Source organism: Citrobacter meridianamericanus (assembly GCF_041320245.1).
Lineage (GTDB): Bacteria > Pseudomonadota > Gammaproteobacteria > Enterobacterales > Enterobacteriaceae > Citrobacter > Citrobacter meridianamericanus.
Genome location: NZ_CP101036.1, coordinates 515,748 through 537,746, shown reverse-complemented (window position 1 = coordinate 537,746; position 21,999 = coordinate 515,748). Strand labels below are relative to the sequence as shown.

General features: G+C 52.1%; 22 protein-coding genes. 7 read left to right on the top strand and 15 right to left on the bottom strand.

From position 1 onward, the window contains the following. Positions 1–2 precede the first annotated feature (2 nt). The 4 genes from nanK to nanR form a co-directional block, all read right to left on the bottom strand. Complete coding sequence (gene nanK / locus NMD08_RS02600) at positions 3–872, bottom strand: N-acetylmannosamine kinase (RefSeq protein WP_252838709.1); 870 nt, start codon at positions 870–872, stop codon at positions 3–5. A 106-nt stretch (positions 873–978) separates the two neighbouring features. After that, on the bottom strand, positions 979–2,469 hold the full coding sequence (gene nanT, locus NMD08_RS02595) for a sialic acid transporter NanT (protein ID WP_187253333.1): 1,491 nt from the start codon (positions 2,467–2,469) through the stop codon (positions 979–981). Positions 2,470–2,577: 108 nt separating this feature from the next. Then, positions 2,578–3,471, bottom strand: coding sequence for an N-acetylneuraminate lyase (nanA, locus tag NMD08_RS02590; protein WP_121585117.1), 894 nt, complete (start codon positions 3,469–3,471; stop codon positions 2,578–2,580). A 259-nt stretch (positions 3,472–3,730) separates the two neighbouring features. Continuing rightward, complete coding sequence (nanR, locus tag NMD08_RS02585; protein WP_151217881.1) at positions 3,731–4,522, bottom strand: transcriptional regulator NanR; 792 nt, start codon at positions 4,520–4,522, stop codon at positions 3,731–3,733. A gap of 359 nt (positions 4,523–4,881) precedes the next feature. Between nanR and dcuC the strand changes: the two genes are divergently transcribed. Continuing rightward, complete coding sequence (dcuC, locus tag NMD08_RS02580; protein ID WP_370619461.1) at positions 4,882–6,249, top strand: anaerobic C4-dicarboxylate transporter DcuC; 1,368 nt, start codon at positions 4,882–4,884, stop codon at positions 6,247–6,249. Positions 6,250–6,304: 55 nt separating this feature from the next. On the opposite strand, the gene sspB is transcribed toward dcuC, so the two are convergent. From sspB to zapE, 5 genes are all read right to left on the bottom strand, one after another. Then, entirely contained in the window at positions 6,305–6,808 is a 504-nt protein-coding gene (gene sspB, locus NMD08_RS02575) for a ClpXP protease specificity-enhancing factor (RefSeq protein ID WP_151217882.1), read from the bottom strand. A gap of 5 nt (positions 6,809–6,813) precedes the next feature. Continuing rightward, complete coding sequence (gene sspA / locus NMD08_RS02570) at positions 6,814–7,452, bottom strand: stringent starvation protein SspA (protein WP_003025132.1); 639 nt, start codon at positions 7,450–7,452, stop codon at positions 6,814–6,816. Positions 7,453–7,767: 315 nt separating this feature from the next. Then, positions 7,768–8,160 (bottom strand): 30S ribosomal protein S9, encoded by a 393-nt coding sequence (gene rpsI / locus NMD08_RS02565; protein ID WP_003025138.1) that lies wholly within the window; start codon positions 8,158–8,160, stop codon positions 7,768–7,770. A gap of 15 nt (positions 8,161–8,175) precedes the next feature. After that, positions 8,176–8,604 carry a 50S ribosomal protein L13 gene (rplM, locus tag NMD08_RS02560; protein ID WP_003025141.1) on the bottom strand — a complete coding sequence of 143 codons (429 nt, stop codon included), beginning with the start codon at positions 8,602–8,604 and terminating at the stop codon, positions 8,176–8,178. A 218-nt stretch (positions 8,605–8,822) separates the two neighbouring features. Then, on the bottom strand, positions 8,823–9,950 hold the full coding sequence (gene zapE / locus NMD08_RS02555) for a cell division protein ZapE (RefSeq protein WP_151217883.1): 1,128 nt from the start codon (positions 9,948–9,950) through the stop codon (positions 8,823–8,825). 192 nt (positions 9,951–10,142) lie between these two features. On the opposite strand from zapE, the gene zapG reads away from it, so the two are divergent. The 3 genes from zapG (at position 10,143) to degS (ending at position 13,234) form a co-directional block, all read left to right on the top strand. Further along, positions 10,143–10,541: a Z-ring associated protein ZapG gene (gene zapG, locus NMD08_RS02550; protein ID WP_151217884.1), complete on the top strand. Its 399-nt coding sequence runs from the start codon at positions 10,143–10,145 to the stop codon at positions 10,539–10,541. Positions 10,542–10,709: 168 nt separating this feature from the next. Next, positions 10,710–12,077, top strand: a complete 1,368-nt coding sequence (degQ, locus tag NMD08_RS02545; protein ID WP_278238587.1) for a serine endoprotease DegQ — start codon at positions 10,710–10,712, stop codon at positions 12,075–12,077. A gap of 89 nt (positions 12,078–12,166) precedes the next feature. After that, complete coding sequence (gene degS, locus NMD08_RS02540) at positions 12,167–13,234, top strand: outer membrane-stress sensor serine endopeptidase DegS (RefSeq protein ID WP_151217885.1); 1,068 nt, start codon at positions 12,167–12,169, stop codon at positions 13,232–13,234. A 56-nt stretch (positions 13,235–13,290) separates the two neighbouring features. Here the strand turns inward: degS and mdh are convergent, their stop codons facing one another. Beyond that, positions 13,291–14,226: a malate dehydrogenase gene (gene mdh / locus NMD08_RS02535; protein WP_003025158.1), complete on the bottom strand. Its 936-nt coding sequence runs from the start codon at positions 14,224–14,226 to the stop codon at positions 13,291–13,293. 436 nt (positions 14,227–14,662) lie between these two features. Here mdh and argR point away from each other — a divergent pair, with 436 nt between their 5' ends. Together argR and yhcN are read left to right on the top strand one after the other, a co-directional pair. After that, entirely contained in the window at positions 14,663–15,133 is a 471-nt protein-coding gene (argR, locus tag NMD08_RS02530) for a transcriptional regulator ArgR (RefSeq protein WP_003025162.1), read from the top strand. Positions 15,134–15,508: 375 nt separating this feature from the next. Further along, positions 15,509–15,775 (top strand): peroxide/acid stress response protein YhcN, encoded by a 267-nt coding sequence (gene yhcN, locus NMD08_RS02525; RefSeq protein WP_003025165.1) that lies wholly within the window; start codon positions 15,509–15,511, stop codon positions 15,773–15,775. A 57-nt stretch (positions 15,776–15,832) separates the two neighbouring features. Here the strand turns inward: yhcN and NMD08_RS02520 are convergent, their stop codons facing one another. The 4 genes from NMD08_RS02520 to aaeX form a co-directional block, all read right to left on the bottom strand. Beyond that, entirely contained in the window at positions 15,833–16,111 is a 279-nt protein-coding gene (locus NMD08_RS02520) for a hypothetical protein (protein WP_151217886.1), read from the bottom strand. Positions 16,112–16,236: 125 nt separating this feature from the next. Then, positions 16,237–18,204, bottom strand: a complete 1,968-nt coding sequence (gene aaeB / locus NMD08_RS02515; RefSeq protein ID WP_151217887.1) for a p-hydroxybenzoic acid efflux pump subunit AaeB — start codon at positions 18,202–18,204, stop codon at positions 16,237–16,239. A gap of 5 nt (positions 18,205–18,209) precedes the next feature. Continuing rightward, complete coding sequence (aaeA, locus tag NMD08_RS02510) at positions 18,210–19,142, bottom strand: p-hydroxybenzoic acid efflux pump subunit AaeA (RefSeq protein ID WP_003025174.1); 933 nt, start codon at positions 19,140–19,142, stop codon at positions 18,210–18,212. 7 nt (positions 19,143–19,149) lie between these two features. Beyond that, a complete protein-coding gene (aaeX, locus tag NMD08_RS02505) occupies positions 19,150–19,353 on the bottom strand; it encodes a p-hydroxybenzoic acid efflux pump operon protein AaeX (RefSeq protein ID WP_151217888.1) in 204 nt (67 codons plus the stop codon). 184 nt (positions 19,354–19,537) lie between these two features. On the opposite strand from aaeX, the gene aaeR reads away from it, so the two are divergent. Continuing rightward, a complete protein-coding gene (gene aaeR / locus NMD08_RS02500; protein ID WP_151217889.1) occupies positions 19,538–20,467 on the top strand; it encodes an HTH-type transcriptional activator AaeR in 930 nt (309 codons plus the stop codon). Between the two features lie 86 nt (positions 20,468–20,553). Here aaeR and tldD read toward each other — a convergent pair whose 3' ends face one another. Beyond that, positions 20,554–21,999, bottom strand: coding sequence for a metalloprotease TldD (gene tldD / locus NMD08_RS02495; RefSeq protein WP_151217912.1), 1,446 nt, complete (start codon positions 21,997–21,999; stop codon positions 20,554–20,556).

The following is a 21,999-nucleotide window of genomic DNA, read 5'->3' as shown; positions in this document are numbered from 1 at the left end:
AATCAATCTCCCTGGGCCAACAGCGCGGCCCCCAGTAAACCAGCGTCATGACGGTAATGCGCTGCCAGTAATTCCACGTGATAGACCAAAGGCTCTTGTGCCAGATAATGTTCAACCAGCGCCAGATATCCTTCAGCCAGCCCAACGCTGCCACCAATCACCACAATCTGGCAATCGGTCGTAGCCTTCACATCGGCGACAAGCCTTGCCAAAGTACGCGCTGAACGATGGATCAAGTGTCTTGCCTGCTCATCTCCTTGCCCAGCGCGGCTAAAAATGGTTTTGGCATCGCATCCAGCAAGCGTACCTTCGGCTGCAGCCGCGATCCCTCGACCGGAAGCGATCGCCTCGACACAGCCCACGCGCCCGCAGCCGCATACTGGCCCATGCGGGTCAGCCAGCGTATGTCCGAGATGTCCTGCCAAACCGTTGATTCCGGTCAGCAGTTTTCCCTCGCTCACCACCCCGCCGCCCACGCCGGTGGAGACGGTAATAAACACCATATCGCCGTACTCGCCTCCAAGCGCATGATGTTCAGCCCAGGCCGCCGCTTGCGCATCATTAACCGCCATGGTCGGCAAACCGGTCAGCTCTTTTAAGGTTTGTACCAGCGGGAAGTGCATAAGCCCGCCAAGATTGAGCGGGTTTATCGCCAGTAGTGTGCCCTCGCGGATAATACCGGTGGAGGCAATCGCGACGTGGACAGCCTGCCCCTGTAGCGGCGCAACGAGTGCTTGCAGTGCAGCGCGCAGCGCCTCCGGCGTTTTGCTGGCGGGCGTCGGCAATTCACGCCGCTCGCGAATTTGCAGATTACTGTCTACCAGCGCGGCTGCCAGTTTGGTACCGCCGATATCAATCGCCAACGTAGTCATGACACCGCCTTCTGCATCGCGGTGATACGCTTTTTATCCCGTTGCTCAAATAACGACATACTTCTTCCTTTACGTTAATTGCCCGGTTCAACACCGGGCAATCGGATTAACTTTTGGATTTCATCATGGTGCTTTTGTCACCGCCGAACGGCACAGCCCCGCTAAACGGTCGACCATCAATGGCATCATGCGTACGTATCGCTTCAGGACGTAGCCAGCGCTGTACGCGGGACGGCATATCGAGACCAATCAGCAGGATAACCACAAATGTCAGGCCGAAAGAGAGCGATCCCAGCGCAGTGCCCAGATCCAGACGCTGCGCAATCAGCGCCCCGATGATCGGCGCCAAAGCCCCGCCCAGCGCACCCACGTTGTAGGTGAAGCCCAGACCAGCCGCACGCTGGTCGGTATCGAAATAGCCGCCAATCAGTTTTGGTAAGATCCCGGAGATCCCTTGACCAAGCATTTGCTGGAAAAACAGCAGCAAACCCAGCACCCAGACGTTTGAGCCGCCAATCGCAAATACCGGAATAATCAGCAACTGTGAAGCCAGCAGACTGCAAACGTAGGCCTTGCGCGTGCCCAGCCAGTCACCAAGAAAACCACCGACGCAACAACCGACCGCCGCGCCAAATCCGCTAAAGAACAGGACATTGGCAACCGTGTGCGGATCATAAGCCAGTTCGGTTTTCAGATAGGTTGGCAACAACGCCTGAATAGGCCATGAATAGAGGAAGGCGAACAGCACGACCACCATTAGCATGACGCCTGTCGGCCAGCGCTTCCCGCTGCTTTGCACCATAAAGCTAATGAAAATAAAAGCACATATCAGGCCAAGGACCGCTACGATAGCTGCATTTTGCAGGTTGCCTGCAAAGCAAAACCACAGCGCGGTAGCGGCGGCGAGGGTCATCAGAATATTGATAACCCGATGTTCGCCCCGGTAGAGTATGTCCACCATCGTGCGCACCGGCGCTTTGCCTTCGTGTTTCTCTTTCCAGTCTTCCGCTTCCGGGATATTTTTACGCAGCCAGAGGGCGAAGATAATTGGCAGAATGCCGATGAAGAACAGCGCGCGCCATCCCCAGACCGGAACCACCAGGCTGTAAACCTGCGCGGCGATCACCGCGCCAACGGAGAAACCGGAAATCAGGAAGCCACTGGCTTTATTTCGCAGATGCTTAGGCCAGCTTTCAATAACATAAGTCGCGCTGGAACCGTACTCGCCGGCCATTCCCATACCGATAACCAGGCGGGCGATAAACATAGTGGTGTAGCCCGGTGCGAAGCCGCAGGCCAGCGTCCCCACTGAGAACAGAATGATGCTGGTGACCATCGCCAGGCGACGTCCGTAACGGTCACCCATCGCCCCCAGCATTAATCCGCCAAACCAGCGGGAGATAAAGGCGGCGGAGATCAGACTGGCCGCCTGCACCGTCGTCAGTCCGAATTCGCCTTGTACTTCTGTCAGTACAAGGGCGATTAATACAAAATCAAAACCATCAAGCAAATATCCCAGCCAGGCGGCGGAAAATGCCCGCCATTGTGCCCGATTGAGATGTCGATACCACGGGATGCTCTGGGTAGAAGTACTCATTTTACTCTCCCGACGATCTTTGTTGTTGAGCCGGATGGCGGCTTTGCCTTATCCGGCCACGGCCGAAATATCCAGGCCGGGCAAGCGAAGCGCCCCGGCGACCCGCGATTACGCCTTTTCCGCCAACAGTTGGTTTGCCAGCGCTTTCAGTTCCGGCAAATATTGTTCATCTACCGGGGCAAATGGTTTACGGCACAGCGGAACAGAAACCACGTCCATATAGTGCAGTACCGTTTTCAGGCCGCGGAACACGCCAACTTTAATGAGCAGATCGATAACCTTATTGCACTCGGTTTGCAGCTTTTGTGCCGTCCGGATGTCGCCTTCTTTGAGCGCTTTCACAATTCCCTGGTAACGCCATCCCATGATGTTGTAGGTACTACCGATACCTCCATCTGCACCCGCCAACAGACCAGAAGCGAAGATCTCATCATAGCCGTTGTAAAGCACCAGATCGGGGTGAGCGCGGCGGATCTGTTCCATCTGATAGAGATCGCCTGAGGTTTGCTTCAGCGCACCAACGCCCGGCAACGTCACCAGCGTGTTGATCTGATCCAGCGTCAGTTTTACGCCGCTCAGTGCCGGGATGTTATAGACCACCATCGGTAAGCCATCGGCGGAATCAATAATTGCGCGGTAGTGATCGCAGTGCTCTTCAAAGCTGAACGGATAGTAAAATGGCGTGACAGCCGAAACCGCATCAAACCCGTAGCGATGCGCAGCGCTCGCCAGCTGCTGGCTCTCTTCGGTACTCACTGTGCCGACATGGGCGATCAGCGTCACCTTGCCTTTTGCTTCTTCGGCAACAATTTCCAGTACCTGCTCTCTTTCAGCGCGGTTTTGGACAAAGGCCTCACCCGTTGAGCCACCGACATACAGCCCATCTATTCCCTGCCCAATATTGAAACGCACCAGACGGCGCAAGCTCTCGATGTCCAGTTTCTGTTGGTTATCGAATGGAGTTAACAACGCTGGCATTACGCCTTTTAAATTTCTTGCCATAACGACCTCTGAGGATGATTAGTGTTATCTGACTACATACCTTTATACCTGTTATACCAGATCAAATAAGCAGCAATACAATACAGAACGCTTATATTGCGATCTACCTCACTAAACACTTCATCCTTCGAGCCGCCTCTGCGTTGGCTGCGTTCGATCACCCCTGTCACATAGTTATCTATGCTCCAGGGTGCTCGCTCTCTTGCCGCATTGATGCAACTTGAATGATTTTGTGTTTAAACGATCGTCGGGATCGCGATCACTTACGCAATTTTTTGTTTTTACTGAGGGCGTGCCAGGTGGCAGAAACGCTGTTGAGATGTTCTTGTAATGCGCGGTCGGCTTCATCAGGATCATGCTGACGAATAGCCTCAACAATAGAAATATGTTGTTGATAACTCACACTATTATGCTCGTACAATTCCCGATCAGGGACGGTCGGACGTGCGGCAATCAGCCAATCCAGCAGCGCGACGTGGATCGCCATAAAGATGGGATTGCCCGGGATCTCCGCCAGTACGCGGTGAAAATCAACGTCCGAGCGAATGAACAACGCATTGTCATCGAGCGACTGACTGTTGATCTCCAGCGCCTTCGCCAGTTTGTCGATTTGCTCGTCCGTCGCATGTTCGGCGGCATATCGTACCAGGCTGGATTCAAAGAACAATCGCAGCTGTTCGAAGTGGGCAATGCCGCCGGGATGCGCGAGGAAATCTTTCGCCATACCAGAGAGCTCGCTGATAATAGTATCAGCAGAAGGACGCGAAACGCGGGCGCGCTCACCGTTGTTGATTTGTACCAGACCTTTGCGCTTTAACGCCGCCAGCGCTTCTCGTACAGAAGGACGGCCCACGTTAAAGAAGGTCATCAGCTCTCGCTCAGACGGCAACTGTTCGCCCTCGCCAAATTCCCGACGACGAATCATCTGCTCCAGTTCTTCTTCAACCATTTCAGACAGTTTTTTACGCGCCAGCGGGCGATTGCGTAAGCTACGGCCAATGGCGGATGGAGAGTCTTCAGCTTGCGAATCAAATGCGTTCATAGGGCCCATTCAGCTAAGTCGTGGTAACAAACAACAGCGGGTTTATCCTATCACAGGATCGAAAGCAGGGTGAAATGATGGTCATTCGGGCTGAACAGCTTATTGGTCATATCTGCAATAAATATATTTTATTCAGTTTAATCATTCTGCATATATTTAATTTAACGGCACTCTATTCACTTTTTGAAATTTATGAATATGAACATGACAAATTATCATAACCATCTATTTTATAACGATAAATAATTTAAAGATCGAATTAAAAACAAGATATCCACTCCATAAAAAACGCTCAAAAAAATATAACATCCGTTTACATAACAGCGTTATTACCGGATTTATCTTCTTCTCTGGCATGGAGTGAAACAATGTTCGGCATCATTATTTCTGTTATCGTTTTATTAACGATGGGTTACCTGATCCTCAAAAACTACAAACCGCAGGTCGTGCTGGCGGCCGCGGGGATATTCCTGATGATCTGCGGTGTCTGGCTGGGCTACGGCGCGCTGGTCGCTGACGACAAGAGCAGCGGCTATCTGCTGATCGATATTTACAACGAAATTCTGCGTATGCTCTCCAATCGGGCGGCCGGACTGGGGTTATCCATCATGGCAGTGGGCGGTTATGCCCGTTATATGGACAGGATGGGAGCCAGCAGAGCGATGGTTAGCCTGTTAAGCCGTCCGCTTAAGCTAATCCGCTCACCCTATGTTGTTCTTGCCGCCACTTATGTGATTGGTCAGATCATGGCGCAGTTCATTACCAGTGCATCCGGGTTAGGTATGCTGCTGATGGTGACGCTGTTCCCAACGCTGGTCAGCCTTGGCGTGAGCCGTTTGTCTGCGGTGGCCGTCATTGCTACCTCAATGTCCATTGAATGGGGCATTCTGGAAACCAACTCGATTTTTGCCGCGCAGGTCGCAGGTATGAAAATCGCCACCTATTTCTTTCATTATCAGTTACCCGTCGCATCGTGCGTCATCATCGCCGTCGCCATTGCGCATTTTTTCGTTCAGCGGCAATTTGATAAAGAAACAGTACCGGACTACAACGGATTCACTGAACAAAAAGCACTGGAAAACGTACCTCCACTCTATTACGCCATTTTACCCGTCATGCCGCTGATCCTGATGCTGGGCTCGCTTGCCCTGGCACAGATGGGGCTAATGAAAGCAGAGCTGAATCTGGTGGTGGTAATGCTGATGAGCATGACGCTCACGATGTTTGTTCAATTCCTGCATAAACATGATCTGCGCGAAACGATGGATGATGTGCAGGCTTTTTTTGACGGTATGGGGACGCAGTTCGCCAACGTTGTCACGCTGGTGGTTGCCGGGGAGATCTTTGCGAAAGGGTTAACGACAATCGGCACTGTCGACGCCGTGATAAAAGGTGCAGAGCATTCCGGCCTTGGCGGCATCGGCGTGATGATCATCATGGCCGTGGTCATCGCCACCTGCGCGATCGTCATGGGATCAGGCAACGCGCCATTCATGTCTTTTGCCAGCCTGATTCCGGATATTGCCGCCGGGCTGCATATTCCTGCGGTAGTGATGATTATGCCGATGCATTTTGCTACTACGCTCGCCAGAGCGGTGTCACCCATTACCGCGGTCATTGTGGTGACGTCGGGTATTGCCGGCGTGTCGCCCTTTGAGGTGGTAAAACGTACAGCCATCCCAATGGCGGTGGGATTTGTGGTGAATATGATAGTCACCATCGCGCTGTTTTACTGATCCCGAAACCAGAAAACAGAACAGGCCCCAAGGGCCTGTTTTTTTATTTCACTATTTATTTCACTACGCGCAGCGCTGGACGCCCACCGCGAGGTGGCGGCGGTGTGTCATCTGGTTCGTTGTCGTCGCCATTGTCAGGCTTATCGCCATCAATGACCGACATGACCGTTTCACTCTCAAAACCAGACGCGTCGTTGTCGTCATCATTTAAGCTGGCGACATCTTCGTCGTAGGCGGCTTCCGGCTCGAACATCGTACCGGCGCCATTTTCACGAGCATAAATTGCCAGGACGGCAGCCAGCGGCACTGAAACCTGACGCGGCACACCACCAAAGCGCGCGTTAAAGCGCACTTCGTCGTTAGCCAGTTCCAGATTGCCCACCGCACGCGGTGCAATGTTCAGAACAATTTGCCCGTCACGTGCATATTCCATCGGAACCTGCACGTCCTGGAGCGTCACATCCACCACCAGATGCGGCGTGAGCTGGTTGTCTAACAACCACTCATAGAATGCGCGCAGCAGATACGGACGGCGTGGTGTTAGCTGTGGCAAATCCATACAGGTTAACCCCGGCCCAGACGCATTTCACGTTCAGGCTCAGTCAGAGAAGCCAGGAAAGAGTCACGTTCAAAGACGCGAGTCATGTACCCTTTCAGTTCTTTCGAACCTGCACCGTTGAATTCAATACCCAGCTGCGGTAAACGCCACAGCAGCGGCGCCAGATAGCAATCTACCAGGCTGAACTCATCGCTCAGGAAGTAAGGTTTCTGGCCAAATACCGGCGCAATTGCCAGCAGTTCTTCGCGCAGACGCTTACGCGCGACTTCGGCTTCAGAAGCAGACCCGTTCACGATGACGTTCATCAGCGTGTACCAGTCTTTTTCAATACGCTGCATGTACAGGCGGCTTTCACCACGCGCAACCGGGTAAACCGGCATCAGCGGTGGATGCGGGAAACGCTCATCCAGATATTCCATAATGATGCGAGATTCCCACAGGGTCAGCTCACGATCCACCAGTGTCGGTACGCTCTGATTCGGGTTGAGGTCGATCAGATCCTGAGGTGGATTGTCCTTCTCCACATGCTCAATCTCGAAACTAACACCTTTTTCAGCCAGCACAATGCGGACCTGATGGCTATAGATGTCAGTAGGACCAGAAAACAGCGTCATTACCGAACGTTTGTTGGCAGCGACAGCCATGAAAACCTCCAGGTATATTCAGAATTTTTACTGCTACCAGCCACTCAGTGGCCAGCCAGAAGTGATGTCACCCAGGCTCGGAAAGTCATTGCTGTTCAAAATACAAACAAAAAATGAGCGATACCGGACATTTGGGCAGAAAATTGGATGATAGTTTACCAGATTTTGTGACCGTTGTGGTGAGTCGATTCTTGAAATGGGGAAAAAGAGGTGGCAATTAGCGGATTGCCGTGGTTCTACGGCGAGAAATAACGATAAAAAAACCCGCCGAAGCGGGTTTTTTCGCAAATTGTCGTCTGCCGAAGCAGAATACAATTAACGTTTGGAGAACTGAGGACGACGACGTGCTTTACGCAGACCGACTTTCTTACGTTCAACCTGACGAGCATCACGGGTAACGAAGCCAGCTTTACGCAGTTCGCCACGCAGGGACTCGTCGTACTCCATCAGAGCGCGGGTGATACCGTGACGGATCGCACCAGCCTGACCAGAGATACCACCACCTTTAACAGTGATGTACAGATCCAGTTTCTCAACCATGTCGACCAGTTCCAGCGGCTGACGAACTACCATGCGGGCAGTTTCACGACCGAAGTACTGTTCCAGAGAACGTTGGTTGATTACGATTTTACCACTGCCCGGTTTGATGAAAACGCGAGCTGCGGAACTTTTGCGGCGACCAGTGCCGTAGTATTGATTTTCAGCCATTGCCTATAATCCCGATTAGATGTCAAGAACTTGCGGTTGCTGTGCCGCGTGGTTGTGCTCGTTGCCAGCGTAAACTTTCAGTTTACGGAACATAGCACGACCCAGCGGGCCTTTTGGCAGCATGCCTTTAACCGCGATTTCAAGCACACGCTCAGGACGGCGAGCAATCATCTCTTCAAAGGTCGCTTGTTTGATACCACCGATGTGGCCGGTGTGGTGATAGTACACTTTGTCAGTACGCTTGTTGCCGGTTACAGCAACTTTGTCAGCGTTCAGAACGATGATGTAATCACCGGTATCTACGTGCGGAGTGTATTCCGCTTTGTGCTTACCGCGCAGGCGCAGAGCCAGTTCGGAAGCCAGACGGCCCAGAGTTTTACCGGTCGCGTCAACAACATACCAGTCGCGTTTTACGGTTTCTGGTTTAGCTGTAAAAGTTTTCATTAAAAGCTTACCCAAATAAATAAGTTACACGTTGGTGAACACCCAAACGTTTTGTCAGTTGAGGTTCACACGACATTGTCCAGCAAACCTACCCCTTCGAATAGCCTATGCCGGCGCATAGAAAGTTTTGGGAAAAAAACTCTCTCGTAACGTGGGGTCGCAAGATTATAGAGAAGTCAGGGTCAAAGATCGACCCCTTTATGTGATTTGCGGCAGGTTTAACCGGCTAAATGTTCCCGCTTCAGATACTCTTCGCTTTGCATCTCCTGCAAGCGCGACAAACAGCGCTGAAATTCAAACTTCAGACGCTCGCCCTGATAAATTTCATAGAGTGGCGACGCCGCGCTGACCACCAGCTTGACGTGACGCTCATAGAACTCATCCACCAGCGCGATAAAACGCCGCGCCTCACTCTCCATCAGCGTCGTCATGACCGGTACATCAAACAACAGCACCGTATGAAACAGACGCGACAGCGCAATGTAGTCATGTTGGCTACGCGCATCGACACAGAGCGTAGTGAACGACACCGCCAGCGTTTGGTTTTCGACGGCCAGCGTCTGCATAGGGCGATGATTGATTTCCAGCGTCGGCGCATGCTCGCCTTTCGTTCCCGCCAATGCCAGCCAGAGCTTATCCATCTGCTGGCGGGTTTCCTCATTCAGTGGTGACAACCACAAATGCGCCTGGGTTAAGGTGCGCAGACGATAATCGACGCCAGCATCAACATTCATAATGTCACAATGCTGTTTGATAGCATCAATAGCAGGAAGAAAACGCGTGCGTTGCAAACCGTTGCGATACAGTTCATCTGGCGGAATATTGGAGGTCGCGACCAGCGTAATACCGCGGGCAAATAGTGCCTTCATCAGGCCGCCGAGCAGCATGGCATCGGTGATGTCAGAAACAAAAAATTCGTCAAAGCACAGCACGTCCGTTTCGGCCTTAAAACGGTCGGCAATGATTTCCAGCGGATCGCTCTGCCCCTGCAGGGCGGTAAGCTCCTCATGGACGCGCAACATAAAACGGTGAAAGTGCAAACGCTGTTTACGCCTGCCCGGCAGGCTATGGTAGAACAGATCCATCAGCCAGGTTTTTCCGCGCCCGACGCCGCCCCACATATACAGCCCACGCACCGGCGGGTTAGTCGGCGACTCGCGCTTACCCAGCAATTTGCCAAAACGCGCCATCAGTCCACTCTCCTGTGGCACAGGACGCGCCGGCGTCGAAAGCGCCTGGAAAATGGTTTCCAATCGATTCACGGCTTCTTGTTGTACGTTGTCGGGCTGATGACTGCCATCTTTGAGGGCTTGCTGGTAACGCGATGTCGGAGAAAGGCTTTGCATGATGTTATTGTTATTCCTTGAGAATCGATGTGCCGTCGCTCACGGTTGACGAAAAAAAGGCCGTTCTACATTACGTGATATAAACACGGGATTCCACTTCTACGGAATTAGCGGTTATAGTGGCATAATCAGGCGCAGGCATGGAGCCTAAAGCCAACACCCTACGGAAACACAAGACAACGGGAGATGTTCATGACCTGGGAATATGCGCTAATTGGGTTAGTCGTCGGTATCATTATTGGTGCTGTAGCCATGCGTTTTGGTAATCGTAAATTACGCCAACAGCAGGCATTGCAGTACGAACTGGAAAAAAATAAAGCTGAGCTGGAAGAGTACCGCGAAGAGCTGGTGAGCCACTTTGCCCGCAGCGCTGAATTGCTGGATAACATGGCGGACGATTATCGTCAGATCTACCAGCATATGGCGAAAAGCTCCAGCAACCTGCTGCCGGGTATGTCACCGGAAAACAACCCGTTCCGTAATCGTCTGGCAGAGTCCGAAGCTGGCAACGATCAGGCTCCGGTTCAAATGCCGCGTGACTATTCTGAAGGGGCTTCTGGCCTGCTGCGTAGCGGCGTAAAGCGCGACTAACCGCACATCGTTAAGAAATTTATTGGGCGCAGCAATTGCGCCCTCCGCTTCTCTTCCCGTCCCAGCTATTATTTAGTCGTTAGCCTCATTGTGACCAAACCGAAAATTCAATAACATCAAACTGTTTTGAATCATCTTCCGTTTACTCAAGGTACGAGAGCAGGATCCATGAAAAAACAAACCCAGCTGTTGAGTGCATTAGCGTTAAGTGTCGGGTTAACTCTCTCGGCGCCATTCCCGGCCGTTGCGTCGATTCCCGGCCAGGTTCCCGGTCAGGCTGCGCTCCCCAGTCTCGCCCCGATGCTGGAGAAAGTGTTACCTGCCGTGGTGAGCGTAAGGGTCGAAGGCACCGCCACTCAGGAGCAGAAAGTCCCGGAAGAGTTCAAAAAGTTTTTTGGTGATGAACTTCCCGACCAACCTTCCCAACCTTTTGAAGGGCTGGGTTCCGGGGTTATTATTGATGCCGCCAAAGGCTACGTCCTGACCAATAACCACGTTATTAATCAGGCGCAAAAAATCAGCGTTCAGCTTAATGATGGTCGTGAGTTCGACGCAAAGCTTATTGGCAGCGACGATCAGAGCGATATCGCTCTGCTACAAATTCAGCATCCCAGCAACCTGACGCAAATAGCCATTGCCGATTCCGACAAACTCCGCGTGGGTGATTTCGCGGTAGCCGTGGGTAACCCGTTTGGTTTGGGGCAAACTGCCACCTCAGGCATTGTATCGGCTTTGGGTCGTAGCGGGTTGAACCTCGAAGGTCTGGAAAACTTTATTCAGACGGACGCTTCCATCAACCGGGGTAACTCCGGCGGTGCATTGCTTAACCTCAACGGTGAGCTGATTGGCATTAACACCGCTATTCTGGCTCCCGGTGGCGGTAGCATCGGTATTGGCTTTGCAATTCCGAGCAACATGGCGCGTACGCTGGCGCAGCAGTTGATGCAGTTTGGTGAAATCAAACGTGGCCTGCTGGGGATTAAAGGCACCGAAATGACCGCCGATATCGCCAAAGCGTTCAAACTGGACGTGCAGCGCGGCGCGTTTGTCAGCGAGGTTCTGCCTAACTCCGGTTCCGCAAAAGCGGGAGTGAAGTCTGGCGACGTCATTACCAGCCTCAACGGCAAACCGCTCAACAGCTTCGCCGAACTGCGTTCACGCATTGCGACAACCGAACCTGGCACCAAGGTCAAACTGGGTCTGCTGCGTAACGGTAAACCGCTGGAGGTTGAGGTCACCCTGGACACCAGTACATCATCGTCCGCCAGCGCGGAGATGATTGCGCCTGCGTTGCAAGGTGCTACGCTCAGCGACGGACAGTTAAAAGACGGCACCAAAGGCATTAAAATTGATAACGTCGAAAAAAGCAGCCCAGCCGCGCAGGCCGGCCTGCATAAAGATGACGTTATCATTGGCGTTAACCGCGATCGCGTAAACTCAATCGCTGAAATGCGCAAAGTGCTGGAAGCGAAACCGTCGATTATTGCTCTGCAGGTGGTTCGCGGTAACGAAAGTATTTACCTGCTCCTGCGTTAACGCCTGTAACCGGACATCAGCCCCCCGTGTGATGTCCGGTAAACTCGTGATATGCTGCTGCCGTTCCCTTTATTAATGACGCCGCCATCATGTTTGTGAAGCTTTTACGTTCGGTCGCGATTGGTTTAATCGTCGGCGCTATTCTGCTGGCCGCGATGCCCTCGTTGCGCAAAATTAATACGCTTACCGCACCGCAGTTCGACAGTGCAGATGAAACACCCGCCAGTTATAACCCGGCTGTTCGCCGCGCAGCGCCTGCCGTCGTTAACGTTTATAACCGCAGTATGAACAGCACAGCGCATAACCAGCTTGAGATCCGCACGCTCGGCTCAGGCGTTATCATGGATCAGCGCGGCTATATCATTACCAACAAGCACGTCATTAATGATGCTGACCAAATCATCGTCGCATTGCAGGATGGCCGTGTATTTGAAGCGCTACTTGTGGGTTCTGATACGTTAACCGACCTTGCGGTGCTGAAAATCAACGCGACTGGCGGACTGCCGACAATTCCGATTAATAACAAACGCGTACCGCACATCGGCGATGTGGTTCTCGCCATTGGTAACCCTTACAACCTCGGGCAAACCATCACTCAGGGGATTATCAGCGCCACCGGTCGTATTGGCCTGAACCCGACGGGGCGGCAAAACTTCCTGCAAACCGATGCCTCCATCAACCACGGCAACTCCGGTGGTGCGCTGGTTAACTCGTTGGGTGAGTTGATGGGTATTAACACCCTGTCATTTGATAAAAGCAACGATGGCGAAACCCCGGAAGGGATCGGTTTTGCTATTCCTTTTCAACTGGCAACCAAAATCATGGATAAGCTGATTCGTGACGGACGCGTGATTCGCGGCTACATCGGCATCAGCGGTCGCGAAATAGCGCCACTGCACGCCCAGGGCGGCGGCATGGATCAAATTCAGGGAATTGTGGTTAACGAAGTGTCCCCGGATGGTCCGGCAGCGCGGGCTGGCATACAGGTTAACGATCTGATTATTTCGGTCAATAATAAGCCAGCGGTGTCAGCGCTGGAAACAATGGATCAGGTGGCAGAGATTCGCCCAGGCTCGGTTATCTCCGTGGTCGTGATGCGCGATGATAAGCAGTTGACGCTGCAGGTCACGATTCAGGAATATCCGGCAACCAACTAACGCGGATATAAAAAAACCGGAGCCAGTGCTCCGGTTTTTTACTTTCTGGCAGTTCGTTATTTAACGAACTCTTCGCCCAGAGTGATATCTTTCTTCAGCGTATCCAGCATACCTTCCAGCGCAGCTTGCTCAAACGCGCTCAGCTTGCCGATAGACTGACGTTCTTCTACGCCGTTTTTGCCCAGCAGCAGCGGCTGAGAGAAGAAGCGAGCATACTGGCCGTCGCCTTCAACGTAAGCACATTCAACCACACCTTTTTCGCCGCTCAGTGCGCGAACCAGTGACAGGCCAAAACGTGCTGCAGCCTGACCCATAGACAGGGTTGCAGATCCGCCACCAGCTTTAGCTTCCACAACTTCAGTACCCGCATTCTGGATACGTTTGGTCAGGTCAGCCGCTTCTTGCTCGGTGAAGCTTACGCCAGGAATTTGTGACAGCAGCGGCAGAATGGTCACGCCAGAGTGGCCGCCAATAACCGGGACTTCAACGTCGCCTGGCTGCTTGCCTTTCAGTTCCGCCACAAAGGTGTTGGAGCGGATAATGTCCAGCGTGGTCACGCCAAACAGTTTGTTCTTATCGTATACGCCTGCTTTTTTCAGTACTTCTGCAGCGATAGCAACCGTCGTGTTAACCGGGTTGGTGATGATACCGATACACGCTTTCGGACAGGTTTTAGCAACCTGCTGCACCAGGTTCTTCACAATACCGGCGTTAACGTTGAACAGGTCGGAACGATCCATACCCGGTTTACGTGCGACGCCAGCGGAGATCAGCACCACATCAGCACCTTCCAGTGCAGGGGTAGCGTCTTCGCCGCTAAAGCCTTTGATTTTCACAGCAGTAGGGATATGGCTCAAATCAACGGCCACACCAGGCGTTACTGGAGCGATGTCGTACAGGGAGAGTTCTGAACCTGAAGGCAGTTGGGTTTTTAACAGTAATGCTAGCGCCTGACCGATACCACCAGCAGCGCCGAGGACTGCAACTTTCATCCTAAACTCCTTATTATATTGATAAGCAAAGTGTCTATTGCTCCGCGGCGGCGACCTTAATTCACAAATCCAACGAATACAACAACCACGCGTCAAGAATGCGTAGTCACGCAAATTTGGCTTTTATGCATTTAACTTACGTAAAATAAAACCTAAGTTACGTAATTCAAAACCACCCGCACAGTAGAGCAACTTTCCAACAGGTGCTGACAATATACCCTACCCGCCTCTCAAAACAACATCAATTTGATAACATTTAATTTACTTTTAACCTTATTTGCGAGCCGTGACACAGGCATGTTTCTTGATAACGAAATTTGATAAAATTCCGCTCTTTCATAACATTATTTCAGCCTTGAACAAGGCAGACCGTTTGCATAAAAATTCATCTGTATGCACAATAATGTTGTTTCTACTGCCATATTACGGGTGACTTATGCGAAGCTCGGCAAAACAAGAAGAATTAGTCAAGGCGTTTAAAGCGCTGCTTAAAGAAGAAAAGTTCAGCTCTCAGGGCGAAATTGTCCTGGCGTTGCAGGATCAGGGCTTTGATAATATCAATCAGTCCAAGGTTTCTCGCATGCTGACCAAGTTCGGCGCCGTGCGTACACGCAATGCGAAAATGGAAATGGTTTACTGCCTGCCAGCAGAGTTAGGGGTACCGACAACCTCCAGCCCGCTAAAAAATCTGGTACTGGATATAGACTACAACGATGCGGTCGTGGTTATTCATACCAGCCCCGGCGCTGCTCAGTTGATTGCACGTCTGCTGGACTCATTGGGGAAAGCGGAAGGTATTCTGGGTACGATTGCCGGTGACGATACTATCTTCACCACCCCAGCGAAGGGATTTACGGTAAAAGATTTGTACGAAGCCATTCTGGAACTGTTCGAACAAGAACTATAGTGCCTCCTCCCCGTCGCCTCGCGACGGGGAAAAAACTCTGTTTTCTCCCTCTTCCCTCTATTTTCCACTACAACTCGTTTAACAAATGGTGCGTTTAACCATCAAAAACCATTCACGTAGTGAATACGAATACTTTAAAACGCACATTTTGCAAAAATTCATATCATTATGATTTGATTGAATTTATTTATTTAAAGATGTCAAAAACACTCTTTTTAATTCCATTTGGTTATAAAAAAACCATTTCTTAACACCAAATACCAGCAGAAACAATTAGCGTGGTATTAATTTATCAGGTTATTAGTGTATACTTGATTTTGTGATGAGGGTCACGAAACGCAGACCCCTATAAAAGAATTCGACGAGGTAAAAATCATGAAAATCAAAACGACTATTGCAACCTTAAGCCTTCTTTCTGTTCTCTCTTTCGGTGCAAGCGCCGCGGTTACTCAGGTGAACTCACAAGAAGCACAGAACCTGCAATCCATGGGTAGCATCTCCGTATCTCAGATCGGTAGCTCACCAATGGATATGCGTCAGGCCATCGCTGCTAAAGCTGAAAAAGCGGGTGCCAGCAGCTATCGCGTTACCGAGCTCCGTGAAGGCGCTCACTGGCATGCTACTGCAGAACTCTACAAATAAACCCTCGTCGTCTCAGTCCGACGACTTGCCCCCGCCTGCCGGGGGCTTTTTTATGCCTTATATTGAATGCCGAACATTAAAGCGCAACTGCCCTTCCAGCTCTTCTTCCGCTTCATCGAACAGTAAAATCAGCGCACCATATCGTCTGCGTAGCTTGTCCGGCAAATGAACAAATTCAATCTCCAGCGGCAACGGTAAGACTTCCCCGATAACCACCTCCCACAAAGAATCTAAATCAACCACCTTTTCCCTGGCGAGACCGAACGTGCGCGTAAACTCGCGATAGAAATCACCCTGGTCTTCTATCTCGTCAAAATCAAATGTATAGATGTTCATCTATAGCCACCATCCCGACGCCAGTCACTGTCACTCTACGAACCAATAATATGCAGAGACTTCCTGCATTTTCAGGTAAGTATAGCCATAAAAAAACCGACGTTTTTATCGTCGGTTTCTCACATTCAATTGCTGGTCAGCGCATGTTGATACTTATGTAGCATCCCACTGAGTCGTTTTACCGGCTCGGTAACCTGCGGTGGTGCTTGCCAGATGATTAATTTCTCCTGGTAGATCTCAAGCTCTTCCAGCAACTGACTAAAGTAACGTCGCCGCTTGTCGTCGTTTCCTGCAGAAATCACGTGATCGGCAGTGCGGCGAAGCTGGCGATGGAATGCGGAGAGATCCTCGTTTACCGGTACCGGCGCATCGCGCAGGCGCTGATGCGCGATGATCATGGTCAGCGCCAGGCGAAACTTCGCCAGGTCGCCGGGAAATTTGTTCATTAGCAAAAACAGCTGCTGATAAAGCGCCGGAAGATGGTTTTCTTTTCGACGAACCACGTTGGTGGTCATCGCAGAAACCGCCGCCGAGACAAACTGGTTGAGCAACACGCGGCCCGTTCTGTCACGAGAGTTATCACGCACCAACATAATGACGATAAATGCCAGTACACAGCCAACAATCTGCCCCAGCGCACTGTCAAGAAACTGGCTAAAGTGGAACGTCATCGGGTTATCCAGCACGATGATATTAATCGTGCTGGCCAGCGCCCCCATCGATCCCAATCGCCTTTTCTGTACCTCGATCCCCAGAAAGAAACCCAGCACCGCCAGGCTCAGACACAGCAACAACATACTTTGCTGGGTATTAGGGATAATCACCAGGAAATAGAGTGCCCCGAGCGGTAACGCCGCCAATGTGCCGTATATAAAGTCTATCGCCACCATACGCGGGTTAGGCAAACGCATTGCCAGAGAGGTAACAACCGCAATCATCACCATTGCACCGCTGCCGGATGTCCAACCGGTCCACAGCCAGAATAAGGTTCCCAGCACACATGAAAGTGTGGTGCGCCAGAAATTAACCATCGCATGGTGGCGCTCGGCAGATTCCACTTTTACCACCGGTTCACCTTGCAGGATCTCTTCTTCGATAGCGCTAATTTTGGTGTTGCTGACAACTCCACGTTTAAGTAACAAATAGCGTGTTGCCGCCCCAGCCCAGGTGTAAATTGTGACAGGTGTGTCACGTTCTCCGGTCCAGGCAATCACCCTACGCATCCGCTTCAACTGTTTATGGACATCCTGTACCGTTTCAACCGGCGTATCGAACAACTCACGGAAGGTATCGGTGATCAATTCTGGTCGGGTGTTCTGAATTAGATAGGTTTCGCAGGACTGCGTGATGAGCGTGAGCGACAACGTATTCAATGCCTTGAGTCTGCGGTTAGCCCGCACCCAGCGCGAGGACTCCATATTCAGGTTACTACGCATCCCTTCCAGCGCCGCCGTTCGCCTGACTAAATCTCCCCAGGCCTTGTCCACTTCCTCACTGTCGCCATGCTTAATGCACAGCTGCATAAGCTGATATTGCGCTACCAGCAGGCTATCCAGTTCGACATCAATTTCCTGTTTCACCGAACGGGGCGAAAAGAGCAGGTCAGCAACAATGGCACAGACAATGCCCATCACAATTTCACTACAGCGTTCGAGCGCAAATTGCGGCGTCAGCAGCGGTTCAGCCTGAATAGTAATGACGATGATCAGCGCCGTATAGCCTGAAAGCCCCCAGGCATAGGAGTTTTCGATCTTCACTAACGATGAGATCCAGGTACAAAAACCGGCCCAAACACAACACACCAGGATCATCAATAGCGGGGCGCGGATCATGCTGATGATAATGATCAGTGCGGCAATACAGCCGATAAATGTCCCGACAATACGCAGCATGCCGCGATAGCGGATAGCACCTGAATAAGGTTCTCCACCAGCGGCAAAGGCCGGACCTGCCGCCACAATGGCCGCGGTCAGCACCGCCCAGCGCGGGGTCTCAAGCTGGAAATGAAAGCCAACGAACAGCGCCAGTACAATCGCGCAGGCCAGTTTTACCGCAAAGCGGATATGCTGATTGGCAATGGAGAAAATACCCATCGCGATTAACCAAATTCGCGCAGGCGGTGCGCCATTTTACGGAAGAAAGATTCCTGACTGGCATCGCGATCCTGCTTGCCGGTAATGACGACGGTCGCGGTCGTCCCGGCAGGCCACAAGGTTCCCTGCTGCTCATCAAGGCGAATTCGTACCGGCACACGCTGCGCCAGACGCACCCATTCAAGATTGGAATCAATGGTCGCCATACCCTTGGCGTCCCGCGTGCTGCTGGCATTCGTTACGCCAGCCGCCACACTATCAACAGTCCCCTTCAGCACATTATTACTGCCAAGCGGGGTGATTTCAGCGCGATACCCAGGACGAACGCCTTCCAGTTTGGTTTCTTCCATATACGCCAGCACATAGAAAGAATGCTGTTTGACTAACGCCACCGCCGTGGACCCGCGCGTAATAAATTCGCCGCTATAGACGTTCAGGTTAGTCACCCAGCCATCTGCTGGCGCGCGGATAACGGTACGCTCCAGATCTAATTTCGCCAGGTCGCGGGTCGCTTGTGCCTTCGCAAGCTGGTGTAATACGGTTTGCAGGACGTTGTTTGACTGATCGATCTCTTCACGAGACATGGCCTGCACGCCAAGTCGGTTACGACGACCGGCCTCCTGGCGTTTTTCCTGCGCCAGAACTTGATAATAAGCGACATCAGCTTCAGCCTGTTCAAGGGCTTTCTTATAGCGTGGCTGATCGATGGTGAACAGGATCTGATCCTTTTTCACCAGTTGGTTATCATGGATGTTAACGTTGGTAATAAGGCCCGCAACATCCGGCGCAATGGCGACAACATCGGCGCTGAAACGGGCATCACGCGTCCACGGCGACTCGGTGTAGAACACCCATGCGCGGAAAATGGCGATGAAGGCCAGAATGACCAGTATCACGGTAATGGCCGTGCGGGAGAGTTTTCTTGTTAGTGTTTTCACTTCAACCTCAAACGAACAGGCGCGTTGTTAAGTAGAACAGACAGCAATACAGCGCGGTGTTAAACAGAGCCGGATGCCAGACAAAATCATAGATACCAGTCGGAACCAGCACCCGACGCACCAGCCAGAAAATCGCCAGTGACAAAAGTAATTCGAAAAAAATCGGTGGGAAGGACAAACCAAACACCACGATAACGGGAAACAGACTCATGTTGACCTTGGTAACGTAAGAGAGTGCAGATGATAGTTTTTCTAGCGTATGTCACCGCAGAGAAGGGCGAGGATGAGCCAGGCGAGAGCGACATAGCCGTTATTTGAATAATAATATATTAACGTAACTGTTATGCTGTTATCTATATTATGTGATCTAAATCACTTTTAAGTCAGAGTGAACAATGGAACGATTAAAACGTATGTCGGTGTTCGCCAAAGTTGTCGAACTGGGCTCCTTCACCGCCGCCGCAAGACAGCTACAAATGAGCGTTTCATCAATAAGCCAGACGGTCTCCAAACTGGAAGATGAGTTACAGGTCAAGCTGCTAAACCGCAGTACGCGCAGCATTGGGCTAACTGAAGCCGGTAAAATTTATTATCAGGGCTGCCGCCGGATGCTGCACGAAGCACAGGATGTTCACGAGCAACTTTATGCCTTTAACAACACGCCTATCGGTACCCTGCGCATTGGCTGCTCTTCAACTATGGCACAAAATGTCCTCGCCGGGTTGACCGCCACGATGCTGAAAGAGTATCCGGGATTGACGGTAAATCTGGTAACCGGCATTCCGGCCCCGGATTTAATCGCGGATGGTCTGGACGTAGTTATCCGCGTCGGCGCGTTGCAGGACTCCAGCCTGTTTTCACGCCGTTTGGGAGCTATGCCGATGGTGGTCTGCGCCGCGAAAAGCTATCTCGCGCAGTTTGGCGCCCCGGAGAAACCCGCCGATCTCAGCAACCACTCGTGGCTGGAATACAGCGTGCGCCCGGATAATGAATTCGAGCTTATCGCTCCGGAGGGCATCTCCACCCGCCTGATCCCAGAGGGGCGCTTTGTGACTAACGATCCGATGACGCTGGTACGCTGGCTGGCCGCAGGCACGGGCATTGCCTATGTACCGCTGATGTGGGTGATCAATGAGATCAATCGTGGCGAAGTGGAGATCCTGCTTCCCCGCTACCAGTCGGATCCGCGTCCGGTCTACGCGCTGTATACCGAAAAAGACAAATTGCCACTCAAGGTGCAGGTAGTGATTAACTATCTGACAGACTATTTTGTCGATGTGGCGAAGCTATTCCAGGGAATGTACGGTCGGGGAAAAGAGAAATAAAAAAAGTGTAGGCCGGATAAGGCATTGACGCCGCATCCGGAAAGGTGCCCGATCGCACTGGTGCTTATCGGGCATACATCATGATGTTATGCGGTGCCACCCACGGTCAGGTTATCCACCTTCAGCGTGGGCTGGCCCACGCCCACCGGCAGGCTCTGCCCTTCTTTACCGCACACGCCAACCCCGTTATCCAGTTTCAGGTCGTTACCCACCATCGAAATCTGCTGCATCGCTTCGATACCGGAGCCAATTAACGTTGCGCCTTTCACCGGTTTGGTCACTTTACCGTTCTCAATCAGATACGCTTCGGACGTCGAGAATACAAATTTCCCGGAGGTGATATCCACCTGGCCGCCGCCGAAGTTAGGTGCATAAATACCGTATTCAACGGATTCGATGATTTCCTGCGGCGTGGATTTCCCCGGCAGCATATAGGTGTTAGTCATACGCGGCATCGGCAGGTGCGCGTAAGATTCACGGCGACCGTTACCCGTTGGCGCGACTCCCATCAGGCGCGCATTGAGTTTGTCCTGCATATAGCCTTTCAGAATGCCATTTTCGATCAGCACGTTGTACTGACCCGGCGTACCTTCGTCATCGATAGCCACGGAACCACGACGGTCCGCCATTGTGCCGTCATCCACCACGGTACACAATTCTGATGCCACCAGTTCACCCATGTGACCGCTGAATACCGACGTGCCACGGCGGTTAAAGTCACCTTCCAGACCATGACCGACCGCTTCATGCAGCAGAACGCCAGGCCAGCCAGCGCCGAGCACCACCGGCAACGTACCGGCAGGCGCGGCCACCGCAGAGAGGTTAACCAACGCCATGCGTACGGCCTCTTTCGCCCATGCGTCAGCACGGACTTCGCCATCGAGATTGGCAAGGAAATAGTCATAGCCAAAACGCCCGCCGCCACCGCTGGCGCCGCGTTCACGCTTGCCATCCTCTTCAACCTGTACGCTTACCGACAAACGCACCAACGGACGGACGTCAGCGGCCAGCGTACCGTCGGTCGCCGCCACCAGAATCAGTTCATAAACACCGGTCAGACTGGCGGTCACTTCCTGAACGCGCTTGTCTGCGGCACGCGCCACGTTGTCTACGCGGCGCAGAATATCCAGCTTCTCTTCACGACTCATGCTCTGCAGGGGATCAACTGAGGTATAAAGCGCCTGGTGCTCCACCGCCCCCAGCGTTTTTACTTTGCCATCACCGTTGTCACGCACGATGGTACGAGCGGCATGAGCACTTTGTTCCAGCGCCAGCAGGCTAATCTGGTCTGCATAGGCAAACCCTGTTTTTTCGCCGCTGATGGCTCGCACGCCAACGCCCTGATCGATATTGTAAGAACCATCTTTAATGATGCGGTCTTCTAAAACCCAGGATTCGTGATAGCTCGACTGAAAATAGAGATCGCCGTAATCAAGGCGGCGTTCGGCCAGTTGGCCCAGGATGGCAAACAGATCCTGATGTTTCAGGCCATTCGCCGCTAGCAATTGTTCACTTACCAGGTTCAGACTCAT